Origin of the sequence: Sphingobacterium sp. G1-14 (genome assembly GCF_002196555.1) — a bacterium.
Taxonomy (GTDB): domain Bacteria; phylum Bacteroidota; class Bacteroidia; order Sphingobacteriales; family Sphingobacteriaceae; genus Sphingobacterium; species Sphingobacterium siyangense.
The window spans coordinates 3003895-3019309 of record NZ_CP021381.1 but is presented as its reverse complement, the minus strand read 5'-3'; the positions used below and the strand labels follow the sequence as shown (position 1 = coordinate 3019309).

Below are 15415 nucleotides of genomic sequence, written 5' to 3'. Positions count from 1 at the left end.
ATTAAAAATTAGTTGAAAATTACATATAAAATCACGACAATAGCTAACAGCAATGCAGACAAAATACGGTAATTCCCGATACCCGACCAGGCTTTTCCCCGAAGTGGATCCACGGGGTTCTTCCAGTACAAATCCCGACTTTGTGCAGTATGCTGCACGGGATACTTATACGATAACAAAACCTGAAGTAACATACAGATCAAAAACAGATAGAAAGCCATCATCATAAATGGTGTCTGCCCTACCCACGAGTCAGGTAGCAGCTTATTCAGCAAAAATACGGCAACCCCCAAAACAGAACCTATCCACAGGGTAAGTTTTGCAGCTGTTGCTGATGCTCCTTTCCAAAAAACACCTAAAAGAAACACGCAGGTTATTGGTGGTGCAATATGAGCAATCACATCATTTATGCCATAAAAAATACTCTCATAGCGATCCAATAGTGGTAAAAGAGCCAGGGAAAATCCCATGGCAATAACTGCGGCAATTTTCCCGATACGAATAAGCTGTCCATCGGAAGCAGCAGGACGTCGCTGTTTAAAGATATCGTAACTCACCATGGTCGATATCGAATTTAGTGCACCCGATATCTGACTCATTAAACCCGATAAGAGCGCCGCTACCAACACACCAATCAATCCCGAAGGCAAAAGTTGCGTAATCATGAGTGTATAGATACCTTTTGAATTGACCTGCCCTTGATGGTCTACGCCAAGACTGCTTAAATCCAATTGACCTGTTTTAAACAGCGTATACGCAAATAGCCCCGGAAGCACAAAAATAAATACAGGCAAAATTTTCAGAAAACCACAAAAAAGGGCACCCACACGTCCATGGTTTTCGTCCTTGGCTCCTAAAACGCGCTGAACAATGGTCTGATCGGCACACCAGTACCAGATGCCTAAAATCGGATAGCCAAACAATACGGCATACCAAGGCATTCCACTTCCATCGTTGCTACCACGGAGCATAGAAAGACGATCAAGGGCATTATCCTGCGCCAGAACAGCTTTCATCGGCATCCAACCGCCCATCTTGTCAAAAGCTGCAAAACTGATAATAAAAGCTCCTGCAAGCAACACAATTGTCTGGATAGATTCCGTCACCACAACAGCGCGCAGCCCACCCAATATCGTATATATTCCAGTTATCACACAGATTACCGTAATACTCAAATACATATTAAATCCAAAAAGTGTTCGTAGCACAATCCCTCCGGCCAACATCGAAAAAGCGATATGAATAACAATGGCCGATAGTATGGATATAAACGTGAGCCAATCTCTGCTGGAACGATCATAACGCCGTTCCAGAAAGTCAGGCAAAGTTGTAACACCCGATTTGAGGTAAAATGGCACAAAAAAAAGCGCCAGTAAGATTAAAGTAAAGGCAGCCATCCATTCAAAGTTGCCGTTAAGCAAGCCTGTATCAAATCCGCTCTGTGCCAAACTAACCAGATGTACCGTTGAAATATTAGTTGCAAAAAGCGCCAACCCAATGGCTGGCCACCGAAGTGTCTTTCCAGCCAAAAAATATCCTTCAGCGCTTATTTCCTTCACTTTCTTAAATCGCCCTGATCCAGCCAATATGCCGACAACCAAAATCAACACAATATAAAAGATGGCGATACCTAAATCTAAATTTCCTAACATAACGTCAACTTATAACAAATCACAACTGCTTCCCACATCCATTGGGGTACGGTACACGCCATTCGCTATAGACACAGGATGTACAAAATGAGACTTTAGGTGTGGAATATGCTCCAAAAACAAAGCCTCATGCCCAAGGCTTATATGGTTAAACAAAACAAGATGCTGATGAAGCTGCCCCATATCACCGACATGCGGTACAACAGGAATATTGTATTTTCGACAAAGTAGACTCACTGAAATAAACTCGCTCACGCCGCCGACCCGAACAGCATCCACCTGTACAAATCCCGCCGCACCCATTTGAAGGTAATTTTTAAACAAGATACGGTTCGGCACATGCTCACCCATGGCAACTTTTATCGGCGCAATGTGCTCGGCTAAGCGTTTATGTCCAACAATGTCGTCAGGATGTGTCGGCTCCTCTACCCAAAAAGGATTCATCTCCTTAAGCTCTTGACAGATGGATAGCGCCTGAGGTAGCGTCCATTGCTGATTCGCATCGAGCATTACTTTAGCTTCATCACCCGCAACCTCCCGTACAATATGCGCACGACGAATATCCCGTAATGTATCTTCACTACCTACTTTGAGTTTCATTGCGGAGAAACCGTTATCTAAAGCACGTTTACAATTCTCCCGTACTTTTTCATCAGAATAGTTAAACCAGCCTACTGATGTATCGTAGCCCGCATAGCCCTTTTCAATAATGTCCATTCTTTTATGACCAGTTGAGATAGTCGACTCCAACAGGCTGATGGCTTCACCCTTTGTAAACTCATCTTCCAAATAGGAAAGATCCAACGTATTGACAATCTCTTCAGCACTGAGGTCGGTTAACAGCTTCCAAAGTGGAACTCCTCTCGTTTTAGCCCAGAGGTCAAAACAGGCATTTGTTACCGAACCTAGGGCCAGATGAACGATACCTTTATGGGGACCCAACCAACGAAATTGCTGTTCGTTGCTCAACTTATTAAACAATTGACCAAAATTTGCCATAAGATCTTCAATTGGAATCCCTTTCAATCGTTCGGCATAGAAAGCTGCAGCACGACAGACCAGCTCATTTCCTGCTCCCAGTGTAAAAGCCAGACCTGTGCCTACGCGCCCCTTATCATCTGCCAATCGAGTCACAGCATAAGAATAGATCGGATCCTTGTGAATCGCATCACTGCCCGCACCTGTAGCCAAAGGAAATCTCCGATCCTGAATATCAAACGTCTTTATCATAAAATCTTAACGTACTTGTTTTTAGTGTTTAGGTTAATCTATTTTGAATTACAACTTTAACTTATCCTTTAATTTGCGCAAAATGTCAACATCCGAATCCTTTATGCGTCCCATCCGATTGGGACCAACGTTTAAGATCAGGATATTGTCTTGTGCGGTTGCGGTCTGATAAATCCCCGCAAGCTCTTCCAAAGACTTATACTTCTTGTCTGTAGTATTATAAAACCAGCGTTCTCCAAGTACCACTGTTGTCTCAAAAGGCATGTAGTAAGTATTCCCGTTGGCCATAAAAAGCTTAGGATCAGGATTGATCGGAAGATAGGGATCGCCTAGCCTAAAGTCACTTGGAAAGTAACGTATAGGATAATAATTCTGCTGATCTTTCGGCAAAACAATGTGTTTGTCTGTGTTCTCAGGTGATCCTATACTCCAGTTTATACCAATTTGACATCCGGGCATCTTTTTCTTGATCAAATTGTAAATCGCCTGCGTGGGCCATCGATAGCTCTCTTTTTCCCAGCCACCGTCCAGCCAAAGCTCAACGATATCTGTATACTTTTTGGTCATATCAACCAACTCACTAAGCTGGTTCAACATATATTGATTATATGCTGCATCTGCAGACATGTCTTTTACATTGGGGTTCTGCTTTCGGTCCCATAAAGAATAATACAAACCAAGGCGCATCCCCTGTTTGGCGCATTCTTTAGCCAGCTCCTGCACAACATTTGTCGCGTTTGAAGAACTCGCCACATCGTAGTCCGTATACTTACTATCCCATAAACAAAAACCTTCATGATGTTTCGTAACCAAAATCATGTACTTCATCCCAGCTTCCTTTGCCGTTGAAACCCACTGTTTAACCTCAATAGCCGATGGCGCATACGAGCTAGCAGGTTTAGATCCGTCTGTCCACTCCTGGTCATGAAATGTATTCATGCCAAAATGAACGAACATACCATATTTTCGGTCAATTTGCTCCCGCTGATAAGCATTGGGGTGTATCGATGGAACAGGTACAATAGTCTTTGTCTGCGCACAGAGATTTGTTCCCAATACAGCAAGTGTCAAACTAAATAATAATTTCTTTCTCATGGTTATATAATGTTGGTTATTACAGCATTCATTCTTTTTCTTTCTTTATTCCGTATGGAATACTTCCGCCATACCAGACCATATCTCCCCTTTCTCCTGTGCATCGGACAGGGGTTGCTGACAAGGATCTGTTTCTTTCCACCAACGCTGTGTCTCTGGATCGGACGCCATCTTCTGCATATCAAGCTTGAAATTTTGTCCTACATATTCGAAATAGCTAAAAAGAAAAAATTTACCGTCTATTTCCTTCAAAAAAATAGAATAATTGCGGATATGACATGCCTTGATCTTTCGAAGTACCGTGGGCCAAACCTTAGCATGAAGCTTCTTATAATAAGCTACTTTCTCTGCTTTTAATCCTGTTATAGATGCATAGCGAGCCATAGGGCGGCTTCTTTCTGTAGACCGAAAGGCTGTCGCACAGAGTACGACAAAGACGATCATCATGCTATAAGGATATAATTTAGGATTCATAAGCTCTACGCGTTATTTTATACGAAATTACGCGCTTAACAGTTCTGTGACTACTGCTAGATTGCTTAATTCTCCCACTATATTAACATTTTTACCTCTGCTTGCCTCTTTTTAGGGCAAAATAAGCTATATTACTTGCTCTTAATTAAAATAACCAAACGCATGAAACCTGTTTTTGCAAAAATTCTGGAAGGTGCAGCTATTACGGCTTTTGCGACCAAAGATGTGCAGCGACCATTCTTCTCCACCGAATTTCACTTTCATAGCGCCTGTCAGATGACCTATATTGTGGAAAGTGAGGGAAAACGGATCATTGGAGATAATGTGAGTAACTTTGTTTCTGATGAACTCACTTTTGTAGGGCCCGATCTGCCACATGTTTGGCACAATAACTATATAAATTGCCCGGGCTCTGCTATTGCGGAGACAAAGACATCCCGCTCTTTGGCCTTGTATATAGAACCTAAATTAATGATTAAAGTTTTAGGGCATTTCTTTCAGACACATAAAATCGAAGCATTCTTTTCGGCCTCAAAACGTGGTCTCCTATTCCGTGGCGCAACAAAGGAACAACTGAAGGTAAAGCTAAAAAAGATCGTACAGCTGGATTATGGCTTTGAGAAAACCATTTTGTTATTGGAGATTATCGAATTGATGTTATCCACAGATGAATTTGATTACCTCTCCAGCGCGGGATACACCCACAACTATAGTCCTATTGACAATAGTAAAATTGACAGCATCTTTAAATTCGTATTTAACAACTATACTAGAGAAATTCAATTGGATCAAGTTGCGCAGCTATCTAATATGTCGAAACATTCCTTTTGCCGTTACTTCAAATCCCGTACGCAGAAAACCTTCGTCCAGTTTGTCAATGAGGTGCGCATTAGTGAATCCTGTAGATTGATCGTTGAAAATAAACATCAAATCACGCACATTGCTTATGCCTGTGGTTTCAATAGCCTTTCAAACTTTAATAAAATTTTCAAGTCAATTAAAGGAGTCACACCTAGTCAGTACAAAGCTCAAATACGGCAGTAGCAACAAAGCAGGTAGGCTATTCTTAGCTATGGAGCAGAAAAACCTTTGAAGAACGGATCTTTTAAGATAAAGCTAATAAATGCAAACAAATTCAGTTTCAGTGGGGTCTCTATAGAAACTTAAAGTTTAGCAATGAAAAAGAGAAAAAACTTATTTGAACGGTTCTCAAACTGGGCGACACACGCAACTGGTAGTTCAGCGGCATTTATTATTGCAACATCTACAGTTATCGGGCAGTGAGTGGTCCCATATTTAACTACGCTGAAACCTGGCAACTGGTCATCAATACAGGTACGACCATTGTTACTTTTCTAATGGTATTTCTTATTCAAAAATCGCAGAATAAGGATTCAAAGGCAATCCACCTCAAGCTCAATGAATTGATTGCCTCTCACGAGGGCACTAGCAATAGAATGGTTAATTTGGAAGATCTCAGTGAAGAAGAACTTGATCAGCTTGCAAAATTTTATGCCCACGTCGCTAAATTGGCGCTTCAGGAAGGTGACCTTACCTGCACACATTCAATTGATGCCGCAAAGGAAAATCACGCTTTTAAAATGAAGGCTCGAAAAGAAAGACACGCCGCCACAGACGGTAACAGAACAGACAAGACGGATTAGCATTTCAAATTATTAATGATAAAAAAATAAATCCCCGTAATGGGGATTATTATAAATTGTAAAGCCGTGCTTCCCATATTAGAGTATTTCATAGCTCATTTTTTGGAAAAGTCCCAGCAAAATTGGATTGAGCCTTTTATACTTTCTTTACATAGGTGCTTTTAGCAACACACTTACTGATCATTTTCTTCGGTTTTCACAATCGTGTTATAGACAGCTACCTATTTAGCTTTCGAATTAAGATTTGTATCGGCCAGCGCACTTAGATCTTCGTCACATTTCTTTTCCTCATCCAGTGTTTCAAGTAGCAATTTCAAAGCATCCTTATGTTCCAGCACTTTTGCAAAAGCCGCCAGTGTGCCATAAGTAGCAATTTCATAATGTTCCACCTTTTGAGCCGCAGCAATAATAGCGGCATCCCGAACAGACCCGACTTCTGTTTCTTTCATAAGGCTTTCTGCTTCTTCAACCAAGCCCGCCATCGCTTCGCATTTTTCAGCTTTTGCTTTCACTCCTATAAACTCAAAACATTGTTCGAGGCGCCCCACATGCGTTTCTGTTTCCGCCAAATGTTTAGAAATAGCAGATTTCAATTGTTTTGAACTTGCATTTTTTTCCATCTTAGGAAGTGCCTTTGTCAGCGCTTTCTCAGCCCAGTAAATATCTTTTAGACCATCTTCAAATAATTCCGCTAAATCTTTTGCTGCACCTGCCTCGGCACGTAGCTTTCTTCCTTCCGAAGCAGATGCTGAAGTTGATGTGCTACCTGATTTTGTGCTTGTTTTGCTTTTGTCTGCTGATGTTGTTGCCATAATAATAAGTTTTATGCTCCGAAGAGCTGTTCGTCAAATAAACAGATCTCAAACTTTTTTCGTTCAGCAAATCACGCTGATACTTCCAAATCAAGCATTTACCACATATCTCCAGTAAAAACACGTTTTTCCGACACAAGGCCCCAAAAGAAGAACCACGCTACAATTAACGTACAAATCATGCTAAATTGCTTACTAACACAGTTAACGATCAAGCAACAGCGGTGGTTCACCAACAAATGATTATAAATTAAATGTAGTATGAATAAAAATTGCACAACTCAGGATGCCCATCGAGGTATGGCCATTCTCGGTTCAACGATCGTATCACAATCAGGTCCCGAAAATCTTCCGAACGATATTCCGGACGAGCATGAAGAAGATCTACCGGAAAACACACCGTATCAACAACCGGAAATTGATCAGGAAGATTCTAAAACGGATGAAGAAATAGACCTAGGCATTGCCGAGGAAGAACCGGAGATACCCAGCCAAAAAACAACTGTTTCATAGCTGCCTGTTTTTAGTTTAGCTGAGTAATTTATTTTTGATGTTCCGAAATTGACATAAAAGCTTTAATCATGGTATAATACGAATTTGTACGATGCATTTACGTAAACAACACCGTTTTCGATTTAAATACGTAAAATATAACAGTTCCAAACCCTAGCTTCTCGACCACTGTTCACTATTTAAAACACACACATAAAGGAGTCTATGTTTATATCATCGGTATCGTCTTATCCATTTTAGCATCTTCTACTATCATTAGTTATGGACAAACAAGGAAATGACAACCGAAATAGCATACATCGTTAACAATTAAACAATAGCATTATGAAAACCTTTTTAAAAACTTTGGGAACGCTGCTAGTGATTTTTGCTTGCATTTTAACTGTTCAGGCGCAAGACAGCAAACCCGCTCAGCCACAGCCTGGAGACTTGGACTTTGCCAGCAAAGCCACGGCCAGCAACAATTTCGAACTGCAGACAGCAAGCATTGCTCTCTCAAAATCACAAAACCCTAATATAAAACAATATGCACAGATGATTACAGACGACCATACTGCTGCAGGAAATGAACTGTCGACCATTGTAAAGAATAAAAATTGGCAGCTGAGTACGAGTGACGATCAGAATTATAAATCCATGATCGACCAACTCAATCATGCGGACACAGCAAGTTTTGACCGCATCTATACCGATCTGATGGTTAAGAGCCATCAGGATGCCATTTCACTTTTCAAAGATGCGAGCACAGGCACAGCAATTACAGATGCTGACCTTAAGAAATTCGCTACTGATAAAATTCCCGCATTTGAAAAACATCTTGATCAAATTAAAAATATGCAGCCTTAAGATCCTTCGATAAGTGATATGCACATTACACCAAATGCGCCATCGCCAGCTGTTAAGAACAAAGTGCTCAAACCGACATTAAAATAATAAGCATATTTATTTCATTTATTCACTCCGAAGGACAAAGCCATAAAGGCGATGTCCTTCGTTAATTCTTATCATACCATGGAACAGACATTCGACTACATACATGAACTTCTTAATAGACAAATGGCGCTACGTGCTAAAATAGAAGACAGCCCTATTGCGGGCGAAATTAAAATGAGCTATGGGCAGGATTTTTATCAGGAAGAAGTGAGGGCTATGGGGCTTGCAATGATTCGCGATGGCTGGGACATGGAGGGCGAACAACTGATCCTCGATTTCACACATGAACACTATCCGACGCGAGCGAAGGATGAACTTATGTGGATCAACAAAATGATGCGTTACCTAGAGGTTATTACCGATACCTTTATTGACAATCTACATGCCGAGGGCTACCGCTGGTTACAAGGGAATGTCGATATGCCCAATGAACACGCGATATTCTATCCCGTTCACGACATAGATGCATTTGGAAAATTGTCCCAAGAACTAGGGTTGAATACTCTTATAGATCTGAAAATACCAAACCCATTGGAGCAGTTACCAGGTTGGATCTATTATCGCTCTGTAAGTAAATAATTTTGCACCATCGTTCGCAAAGATACAACTGGGTCAATCCGTATTTTTACCGCGATCCAGATTGTCCAATGGCACCCCTTCTTTTGCGCTCCCGTCATTTTTTGTCGTATCTTTTCCGCGGCTTCGGTGAATATTGTCTAACGGTAGACCATTTTGGTTGACTGCGGTGTCTATCAAAGTTTCCTCGCTATTATTAGCCCTATTATCGCAAGACATTGCTATTGCCGCAAATGCGATGACCAAATAAAAATATTTTATCATAATCTTATCTTTTATTTATGTTTTTTACCCCTTCCCAGGTTAGCTATGTGAAGTGTCAATAGGCTTTGATTCAAGTGATCCCTTTCGACGTCACAATATGTTTTTACACAGGAAGAGTTATCTGTTAAATATTTATTTTCTTTCCTTGAGTGTAAAGCTTATTCGGCCATTCGGCTCCATCAAAGCCATATCTACTTCATCAAGGTGCTTACTGTTTGTTTCTAGCCGCAAGCTCGTCAGTAGATCTGTGCGACTTACACCCAGTCGATCCATCTGATCCCATTGGATTTTACCGTTCTTGTATAAAACAGCCGGCTTACCTTTTACCATATTACCCAAATAGGGAAGCCGGGCCGAAACCTGGGCCAGGATTTTATTGAAAATAATCATGACAAAGCCAGCGAACACCGTTGACAGGAACGGCGAGGCGCCAACTATCCCTCTAGCCAACACTGCACCTAGCATAATAATGATTACGAAATCCACACCCGACTTTCGGCCGAGAATTCGAATTCCTCCTAGTCGAACCAGAAAAAGCGCTATAATAAACATAATAAACGCGCGCGATCCCATCTGTAACATCGTGAGATCCTCACCAGAGCCAAAAAAACTGTCCATATCTATGCTGTTTAGATCGTTGTGATATGTCCATCCATACTTCATCAGGCAATGAGCCCTCTATTTTATTTCAGACCATTTTATTTCAGAACATCGATAAGAGCCCTCCGAGTTCCAAAAATTTTTAAATAGAGTACTTTTACTATTAATCTGGTGGATAATACGTTTTCATTGACTATCAACAAACTACTGCATTTATTTGACTGTCTTTAAGAAAAAGTAGACAATATGATTCATTTAGATAATCCACCTGAGGATTGCTTGGCTTTCTTTCAAGATACATTGAGACTGCTACAAGAGAACGGATGTCAATTTATGGTAGGTGGCGGTTTGGCTATGTTTCACTACACAGGGATCATACGGCCTACGAAAGACATGGATATTTTTTGCAAAAGCAGCGAATACCCAAAAATTCTCAAGCATTTTGCCGCCAGTGGTTATAAAACGGAATTGACGGATGTAAGATGGCTGGCCAAGATTTATAAGCCCCCCTATTTTATTGACATTATTTTTGATAGTGTCAATCACAATTGTACTGTGGAACAAGATTGGTTTGACAGGGGGCCTGAGGGAGTGTTGTTTGATAAAACCGTACGTTATATACCCGCAGAAGAACTCGTTTGGTGTAAACTGTATGTGCAAAACCGAGAGCGGCACGATAGCGCCGATATAAACCATATTTGGCTAAAATATGGGAAGAAACTGGACTGGGATCGTTTATTATCCCGGATGGATCAACATTGGCACCTCTTGTTGGCCCAAATGCTCATCTTTCAGTTTACCTATCCGCATGACTATCGCGATATTCTACCAAAGGAATTATTTAATCAGCTTATTAAGCGCGCAGCAGACCAGTATGAACTGCCTCCTTGCTTAGAGAAAGTTTGCCTTGGACCGCTCATCGACCAGACACAATATGAGATCGATATTAAAGAATGGGATTATAAATCATATACCATAAAAACTGTTTGAGATGAATAAAAAGACAACAATAGCCGCTTTGGGCGATATACATATGAATGCAAACCAGCATGGAAAATGGAAAACAAAATTTGAAGAAATTTCAGAAAAAGCAAAAGTCCTGCTATTATGTGGTGATTTAACCGACACGGGGGATGAAGAAGAAGCTGAATTACTCGTTGCCGAACTTCAATCCATCAAAGTTCCGGTCCTCGCCGTATTAGGAAATCACGATTATGAAAAAGGCCGGCAGAAACAGATTCGACAAATTTTGACCGACAGTAAAATTACGGTTTTGGACGGCGAAGCAATCGTAATCGAAAATATTGGTTTTGCCGGCGTAAAAGGATTTGGTGGTGGGTTTGACCGTTATATGTTGTCGATGTTCGGCGAAGATGCCATGAAAAGTTTTGTGCAGGAAGCTGTAAACGAATCATTGCTACTGGACCGTGCCTTGGCAAGGTTAGAGCAAGAGCATGCAGCTATAAAAAAAGTCGCTTTACTCCATTATGCACCTATAGCGGAAACAGTATTGGGTGAACCCGAACAGATTTATCCATTCTTAGGCTCAACACATTTAATGGAGCCGCTCCAGCGGCGTAAAGTTACTGCTGCCTTTCATGGGCATGCGCATGCGGGGAAATTCAAAGCCCTATCCCCCGCCGGAATACCGATTTATAATGTGGCAGTACCTGTACTGAAAGCTCATCATGGCGACGATACATGCTTTGCACTTATCGATATCTAAATTCAAAATCAACTTTAACTTCTCATTATGGTAATTGTCAAAACCCATCTCGAAAGTAATTTATATCAAACCTTCGTAGGTTTAGATCCGTTCTCTTTAAGAACAAAAAACATATAATACAAACAAACTTTAGCTATGGAAAATTTAAAAAATAAGCGGATTGCCATATTGGTAGCAGATGGATTTGAAGAAATCGAATTGACCAGTCCCAAAGAAGCGCTGGAAAATGCAGGCGCCAAAACAGACATTATATCACCGGCTAAAGGAAAAGTTCGCGCAAAAAATGGTGATGAGTGGTCAAATGATTATCCTGTCGATGTCGCTCTTCAGGAGGCAGAAGAGGATAAGTACGATGGATTGCTGCTGCCCGGCGGAGTCATAAGCCCCGATAAATTGAGAACCAATAAAACGGCTATTGCTTTGATCAATGCTTTTTGGGAACGTGATAAACCGATCGCGGCAATTTGCCACGGTCCACAATTACTTATTAATGCGGATTTGGTACGTGATAGAAAAATAACTTCTGTGGAAGCCATTCAAATGGATCTGATTAATGCAGGCGCATTATGGGAAGACAGCGAAGTCGTCGTTGACGATAAACTTATTACGAGCCGCACACCCGACGATTTACCCGCTTTCAATAAAGCCATTATCAAAGCATTTGGTATGGAAAAAATAACAAAGCGTAATAGTACCGTCTAATAACGTATTAAAACAACCAACCTTTTGTGCCTGTAACATGTTCAGCATATAAGTAACAAATAAAACAGAACATTATGAATACAACGAAAAGTTCAAGCCAAACGACTGCCAAAGGACAATCGCAGGGCAACAGCGCCAACAAAGAAAAAAAATCAGCTCCAGCAACTGCTAAAAGCGCTTCTGCGTCTAAGAGTTCACAAAATGGAACTTCCGAAAAAACCAAAGCTGAGCTCTTGGAAATGGCAAAGAAAATGGATATCACAGGACGTCATGATATGACAAAAGATGAACTTATTAAAGCCATCGACAAACAGGGCAAAAAATAGACCCGTTTTTAATGGATTGGTTCGGCCACTATAAAAAAGACCCGCAGCAAATGCGGGTCTTTTTTATTTCTTCTTTTCCTTGGGCCTATCAGCAGGGTCATTAGGCATGTCATTGAGCTGATCCACCTGCGGGTCTACACCAGCCTCGGCATCTCCTTGATCCTTATCGTCTACATCCCGAAGTGTCTCCCCGTTCACTCCTAGCTTGACCTTTTTCTCTTTTTCCATTTCGGTCCCGACAACGCGGTTTTCATTTTTTGTAGCCATATTCATCTATTTTTTGTTGTTTAATCAATGTATAAGCATATGGTGAAAACCAAATCGGACAAGGCCCACGGTGTTTTTTGTATTGGTTTTCTCGATCATAGGAACAGCACTCAATTGTAAAATGTTTTTTACAATTTAATTTATCTAAAAACTAAGAATATAAGATAGATTTTCTTTTTCTATCATAATAGCTAATTTGAAAATCCGAAACGATTTTGATGTGACCTTTGTTCTTCGGAAGAGAGTATGCAGTGGCATGCCATCATTAAACAATAAATAATATGAAAAACCCAACAAAATTAATTGCCGTCGGTCTAATATGTTTAGCAGCCTATGGATGTAATGGCGTTAAAACTGATGATCAAAAATCAAAGGAACTGATGCGGGACTCCGTTCCCAACGATACCACGACGATACAATATCGCGATACCACATCTGCAGAATCCCGTGGAGAAATCCCGCCAACACCCCAGCCCGATACATCAACAAAAAAGTAAAACAAATATAAATTGGCTATTGTTCTTGCGTGATAATAGCATAATTATGAAATCCTCCCGTCGTGAGATGGCTGGAGATTAGATTTATTGTAGAGAGCTAGACAATGTTAACATTGCCTAGCTTTTTTTTGAATTTATTCGAAAGTCAGATTGATTTTCGAAAACCCCAATCCCTGTAAGAGCGGTTTAAACACGGTGGTTGCATTGGCCTTGGTTTGCTGCAGAATATCTGATTTCTTAACATCATCAGCAACAGCTTTTTCCGCAGCTTTGTAAGCTTCATCCACAAGCTCTGCTTCGCGCAAGAAAGCCATTTTGGTATCATAGACTTTGGATGCTTCATGATCGATCTTAATGTAGCAGATTTCTGGAGCCGGCAATTTGATGGAAACCGAATCCCCTACAACCTTGATATCTTCCGGATTAAGTTTTGTAAGGTTCACACAGCCTACAGCATCTGCTTTGACGATTAACAATACACTTGCATCCGGCAAAAACGTATTCACGTTTTTATGCTCCACAACATCGCTGTAGCGGTATTTGACTAATTCCAGTTTTCCCATTGCTTCAATGCGATCCACCAACAACTGATGTTTGCTTTCCACTGCCGGTCCGCTGTTATATTTTTTATACACGAACCAAGCGCCCACTGCCAAAATGGCTACGATAATTAAAAATTTTAAAAATTTTCCCATAAACTATAGTATACAAATTAAAGACCAAGCTGCTTTTTTAGGCATTTAACCTGAAAATATTACCTAGATATTATTCTCCAAGGTCGCTAAACGGGCATGCTTGAAAATTATACCTTTTGATAGACAATTGTTTAGTCAAAAAGTTTAAAAAACATTTGGAACATATAAGCTATAATACTACTTTTGTGACATCAAAATCACGGTAGGTATAGCTCAGTTGGTTAGAGCACTAGATTGTGGTTCTAGGGGTCGTCGGTTCGAGCCCGATTACTTACCCAAAAGGCAGATCAAATGATCTGCCTTTTTTGTTTTCTTGTAAGTCCTTGTTAAGATCTATGGATCATACCGAAAGTTTGGGGGGAAGGGAAGTTTTTAAGCATACAATTTCATTACTCTATATAGGAAAAATGTGGTGTCCCTTACGCCGCGAAAGAGACTCCTGAACGCTTTGAGCTTTGCATTGAAAGATTCTGCTGAAGCATTGGTGCTTCTATTGTCGAAGTAGTGTAGAATATATTGATGATGCGCTGCAATGGATCTTGCTACGCTCTCAAATGAAGCGATGCCCGCATTTTCAACCTGATTGTGCCAGTCCTAGTTTGGTCAATGCTATCTTTTTGTCCTGGCATTTATTGAATATGTCACCAAGGGCAATTCCAAGGTCATAAACGAGCTTTAGCTTGGGAAATACCGAACGCGTAAATCCATTGACCTTCAATCCACGTTGCTCGGAATGGTAAGCATTGATGTAATCAATAAAATTTTTACTGTATTCAATAAAAGTACCGTTCCTTTTATGGCCACCACCATAAAATACCTGATAAGATGTATGTAAATCTTCACAAAGGTAAACACCATTATCTTTCACATGATCAAAAAGCTCCTCAAACGTCACAATTTGTTGTATCATCGTATGGCCACCATCATCGATCAATATATCGATCGGCGGAATGGATTCTTTTACCTGGCGCAGGAACTTCCGGTCCGACTGTGAACCAATAAATATCTCTACATTCTCTTCTTCGAGTTCCTTACAGTGCGGATTGATGTCGATACCGTAAATTTTCGCACGATCACCAAAATAGTTCTTCCACATCTGAAGACTTCCGCCCTGAAAAACCCCAACTTCCAACACCACGATCTCTTTGCCTTTGAAACGACTAAAATGTCTGTCGTATACATCGAAATAATGCATCCATTTATTGATTAGCTTCGCATCATTATTTCGGAAATAAGTTTCTAACTCGTTCATGTCCTTCGGTCTATTTTAAGGGGTTCTGGTTTTTTATGCTTTGAATTTATTGAAATATAACGAAAAAAACAACGATATATTTTTGTTTCCGCAGAATTTTAAAATTTAAATTTTACAACATTTAAATTATTTTCCTA

The 15415-nt window shown here is 40.5% G+C and carries 21 protein-coding genes and 1 tRNA gene; 11 read left to right on the top strand and 11 right to left on the bottom strand.

From position 1 onward, the window contains the following. Positions 1-8: 8 nt before the first annotated feature. From CBM24_RS12660 to CBM24_RS12645, 4 genes are read right to left on the bottom strand one after another with little or no spacing between them, the layout of a single operon-like run. Positions 9-1652: a sodium:solute symporter gene (locus CBM24_RS12660; protein ID WP_088161501.1), complete on the bottom strand. Its 1644-nt coding sequence runs from the start codon at positions 1650-1652 to the stop codon at positions 9-11. A gap of 9 nt (positions 1653-1661) precedes the next feature. After that, a complete protein-coding gene (locus CBM24_RS12655; protein ID WP_088161500.1) occupies positions 1662-2882 on the bottom strand; it encodes an enolase C-terminal domain-like protein in 1221 nt (406 codons plus the stop codon). A 48-nt stretch (positions 2883-2930) separates the two neighbouring features. After that, positions 2931-3977 carry an alpha-L-fucosidase gene (locus tag CBM24_RS12650; RefSeq protein ID WP_088161499.1) on the bottom strand — a complete coding sequence of 349 codons (1047 nt, stop codon included), beginning with the start codon at positions 3975-3977 and terminating at the stop codon, positions 2931-2933. Positions 3978-4022: 45 nt separating this feature from the next. Next, entirely contained in the window at positions 4023-4451 is a 429-nt protein-coding gene (locus tag CBM24_RS12645; RefSeq protein ID WP_232475778.1) for an L-rhamnose mutarotase, read from the bottom strand. A gap of 162 nt (positions 4452-4613) precedes the next feature. Here CBM24_RS12645 and CBM24_RS12640 point away from each other — a divergent pair, with 162 nt between their 5' ends. Together CBM24_RS12640 and CBM24_RS12635 are read left to right on the top strand one after the other, a co-directional pair. Continuing rightward, complete coding sequence (locus CBM24_RS12640; protein ID WP_088161498.1) at positions 4614-5495, top strand: AraC family transcriptional regulator; 882 nt, start codon at positions 4614-4616, stop codon at positions 5493-5495. A 236-nt stretch (positions 5496-5731) separates the two neighbouring features. Next, complete coding sequence (locus tag CBM24_RS12635; protein WP_232475777.1) at positions 5732-6115, top strand: low affinity iron permease family protein; 384 nt, start codon at positions 5732-5734, stop codon at positions 6113-6115. Positions 6116-6336: 221 nt separating this feature from the next. Here CBM24_RS12635 and CBM24_RS12630 read toward each other — a convergent pair whose 3' ends face one another. Further along, positions 6337-6927: a ferritin-like domain-containing protein gene (locus CBM24_RS12630; protein ID WP_075992554.1), complete on the bottom strand. Its 591-nt coding sequence runs from the start codon at positions 6925-6927 to the stop codon at positions 6337-6339. Positions 6928-7188: 261 nt separating this feature from the next. Here CBM24_RS12630 and CBM24_RS12625 point away from each other — a divergent pair, with 261 nt between their 5' ends. The 3 genes from CBM24_RS12625 to CBM24_RS12615 all read left to right on the top strand — a co-directional run bounded on the left by CBM24_RS12625 (position 7189) and on the right by CBM24_RS12615 (position 8952). Next, on the top strand, positions 7189-7440 hold the full coding sequence (locus CBM24_RS12625; protein ID WP_157626078.1) for a hypothetical protein: 252 nt from the start codon (positions 7189-7191) through the stop codon (positions 7438-7440). A 324-nt stretch (positions 7441-7764) separates the two neighbouring features. Continuing rightward, a complete protein-coding gene (locus tag CBM24_RS12620) occupies positions 7765-8286 on the top strand; it encodes a DUF4142 domain-containing protein (protein ID WP_088161497.1) in 522 nt (173 codons plus the stop codon). A 165-nt stretch (positions 8287-8451) separates the two neighbouring features. Then, positions 8452-8952: a hypothetical protein gene (locus tag CBM24_RS12615; protein WP_075994784.1), complete on the top strand. Its 501-nt coding sequence runs from the start codon at positions 8452-8454 to the stop codon at positions 8950-8952. A gap of 33 nt (positions 8953-8985) precedes the next feature. Here the strand turns inward: CBM24_RS12615 and CBM24_RS12610 are convergent, their stop codons facing one another. Together CBM24_RS12610 and CBM24_RS12605 are read right to left on the bottom strand one after the other, a co-directional pair. After that, positions 8986-9213, bottom strand: a complete 228-nt coding sequence (locus CBM24_RS12610; protein WP_157698448.1) for a hypothetical protein — start codon at positions 9211-9213, stop codon at positions 8986-8988. Positions 9214-9345: 132 nt separating this feature from the next. Next, positions 9346-9876 (bottom strand): DUF421 domain-containing protein, encoded by a 531-nt coding sequence (locus CBM24_RS12605; RefSeq protein WP_088161495.1) that lies wholly within the window; start codon positions 9874-9876, stop codon positions 9346-9348. A 183-nt stretch (positions 9877-10059) separates the two neighbouring features. Between CBM24_RS12605 and CBM24_RS12600 the strand changes: the two genes are divergently transcribed. The 4 genes from CBM24_RS12600 (at position 10060) to CBM24_RS12585 (ending at position 12567) form a co-directional block, all read left to right on the top strand. Beyond that, positions 10060-10803 (top strand): nucleotidyltransferase, encoded by a 744-nt coding sequence (locus CBM24_RS12600; RefSeq protein WP_088161494.1) that lies wholly within the window; start codon positions 10060-10062, stop codon positions 10801-10803. 1 nt (position 10804) lies between these two features. Beyond that, positions 10805-11539, top strand: a complete 735-nt coding sequence (locus CBM24_RS12595; protein ID WP_088161493.1) for a metallophosphoesterase — start codon at positions 10805-10807, stop codon at positions 11537-11539. A gap of 135 nt (positions 11540-11674) precedes the next feature. Continuing rightward, positions 11675-12241 (top strand): type 1 glutamine amidotransferase domain-containing protein, encoded by a 567-nt coding sequence (locus CBM24_RS12590; protein WP_088161492.1) that lies wholly within the window; start codon positions 11675-11677, stop codon positions 12239-12241. 74 nt (positions 12242-12315) lie between these two features. Further along, positions 12316-12567, top strand: a complete 252-nt coding sequence (locus CBM24_RS12585) for a Rho termination factor N-terminal domain-containing protein (protein ID WP_088161491.1) — start codon at positions 12316-12318, stop codon at positions 12565-12567. A 63-nt stretch (positions 12568-12630) separates the two neighbouring features. On the opposite strand, the gene CBM24_RS12580 is transcribed toward CBM24_RS12585, so the two are convergent. Next, entirely contained in the window at positions 12631-12834 is a 204-nt protein-coding gene (locus tag CBM24_RS12580; RefSeq protein WP_157698447.1) for a hypothetical protein, read from the bottom strand. 281 nt (positions 12835-13115) lie between these two features. Here CBM24_RS12580 and CBM24_RS12575 point away from each other — a divergent pair, with 281 nt between their 5' ends. After that, positions 13116-13331: a hypothetical protein gene (locus tag CBM24_RS12575; protein ID WP_088161489.1), complete on the top strand. Its 216-nt coding sequence runs from the start codon at positions 13116-13118 to the stop codon at positions 13329-13331. A gap of 134 nt (positions 13332-13465) precedes the next feature. On the opposite strand, the gene CBM24_RS12570 is transcribed toward CBM24_RS12575, so the two are convergent. Next, positions 13466-14026, bottom strand: a complete 561-nt coding sequence (locus CBM24_RS12570; RefSeq protein ID WP_075992545.1) for a DUF4230 domain-containing protein — start codon at positions 14024-14026, stop codon at positions 13466-13468. A gap of 202 nt (positions 14027-14228) precedes the next feature. Between CBM24_RS12570 and CBM24_RS12565 the strand changes: the two genes are divergently transcribed. Then, positions 14229-14302 (top strand) — tRNA-His (locus tag CBM24_RS12565). 96 nt (positions 14303-14398) lie between these two features. Here the strand turns inward: CBM24_RS12565 and CBM24_RS28080 are convergent. Both CBM24_RS28080 and CBM24_RS12555 read right to left on the bottom strand, forming a co-directional pair. Next, positions 14399-14560 carry a transposase gene (locus CBM24_RS28080; protein WP_312460305.1) on the bottom strand — a complete coding sequence of 54 codons (162 nt, stop codon included), beginning with the start codon at positions 14558-14560 and terminating at the stop codon, positions 14399-14401. Positions 14561-14600: 40 nt separating this feature from the next. Continuing rightward, positions 14601-15278 (bottom strand): class I SAM-dependent methyltransferase, encoded by a 678-nt coding sequence (locus tag CBM24_RS12555; protein WP_198386110.1) that lies wholly within the window; start codon positions 15276-15278, stop codon positions 14601-14603. Positions 15279-15415 lie beyond the last annotated feature (137 nt).

Coding starts and splice junctions, on each gene's coding strand:
- CBM24_RS12660 (WP_088161501.1), bottom strand. CDS start 1,652: ATGTTAGGAAATTTAGATTTAGGTATCGCCATCTTTTATATTGTGTTG.
- CBM24_RS12655 (WP_088161500.1), bottom strand. CDS start 2,882: ATGATAAAGACGTTTGATATTCAGGATCGGAGATTTCCTTTGGCTACA.
- CBM24_RS12650 (WP_088161499.1), bottom strand. CDS start 3,977: ATGAGAAAGAAATTATTATTTAGTTTGACACTTGCTGTATTGGGAACA.
- CBM24_RS12645 (WP_232475778.1), bottom strand. CDS start 4,451: ATGAATCCTAAATTATATCCTTATAGCATGATGATCGTCTTTGTCGTA.
- CBM24_RS12640 (WP_088161498.1), top strand. CDS start 4,614: ATGAAACCTGTTTTTGCAAAAATTCTGGAAGGTGCAGCTATTACGGCT.
- CBM24_RS12630 (WP_075992554.1), bottom strand. CDS start 6,927: ATGGCAACAACATCAGCAGACAAAAGCAAAACAAGCACAAAATCAGGT.
- CBM24_RS12625 (WP_157626078.1), top strand. CDS start 7,189: ATGAATAAAAATTGCACAACTCAGGATGCCCATCGAGGTATGGCCATT.
- CBM24_RS12620 (WP_088161497.1), top strand. CDS start 7,765: ATGAAAACCTTTTTAAAAACTTTGGGAACGCTGCTAGTGATTTTTGCT.
- CBM24_RS12615 (WP_075994784.1), top strand. CDS start 8,452: ATGGAACAGACATTCGACTACATACATGAACTTCTTAATAGACAAATG.
- CBM24_RS12610 (WP_157698448.1), bottom strand. CDS start 9,213: ATGATAAAATATTTTTATTTGGTCATCGCATTTGCGGCAATAGCAATG.
- CBM24_RS12605 (WP_088161495.1), bottom strand. CDS start 9,876: ATGAAGTATGGATGGACATATCACAACGATCTAAACAGCATAGATATG.
- CBM24_RS12600 (WP_088161494.1), top strand. CDS start 10,060: ATGATTCATTTAGATAATCCACCTGAGGATTGCTTGGCTTTCTTTCAA.
- CBM24_RS12595 (WP_088161493.1), top strand. CDS start 10,805: ATGAATAAAAAGACAACAATAGCCGCTTTGGGCGATATACATATGAAT.
- CBM24_RS12590 (WP_088161492.1), top strand. CDS start 11,675: ATGGAAAATTTAAAAAATAAGCGGATTGCCATATTGGTAGCAGATGGA.
- CBM24_RS12585 (WP_088161491.1), top strand. CDS start 12,316: ATGAATACAACGAAAAGTTCAAGCCAAACGACTGCCAAAGGACAATCG.
- CBM24_RS12580 (WP_157698447.1), bottom strand. CDS start 12,834: ATGGCTACAAAAAATGAAAACCGCGTTGTCGGGACCGAAATGGAAAAA.
- CBM24_RS12575 (WP_088161489.1), top strand. CDS start 13,116: ATGAAAAACCCAACAAAATTAATTGCCGTCGGTCTAATATGTTTAGCA.
- CBM24_RS12570 (WP_075992545.1), bottom strand. CDS start 14,026: ATGGGAAAATTTTTAAAATTTTTAATTATCGTAGCCATTTTGGCAGTG.
- CBM24_RS12555 (WP_198386110.1), bottom strand. CDS start 15,278: ATGAACGAGTTAGAAACTTATTTCCGAAATAATGATGCGAAGCTAATC.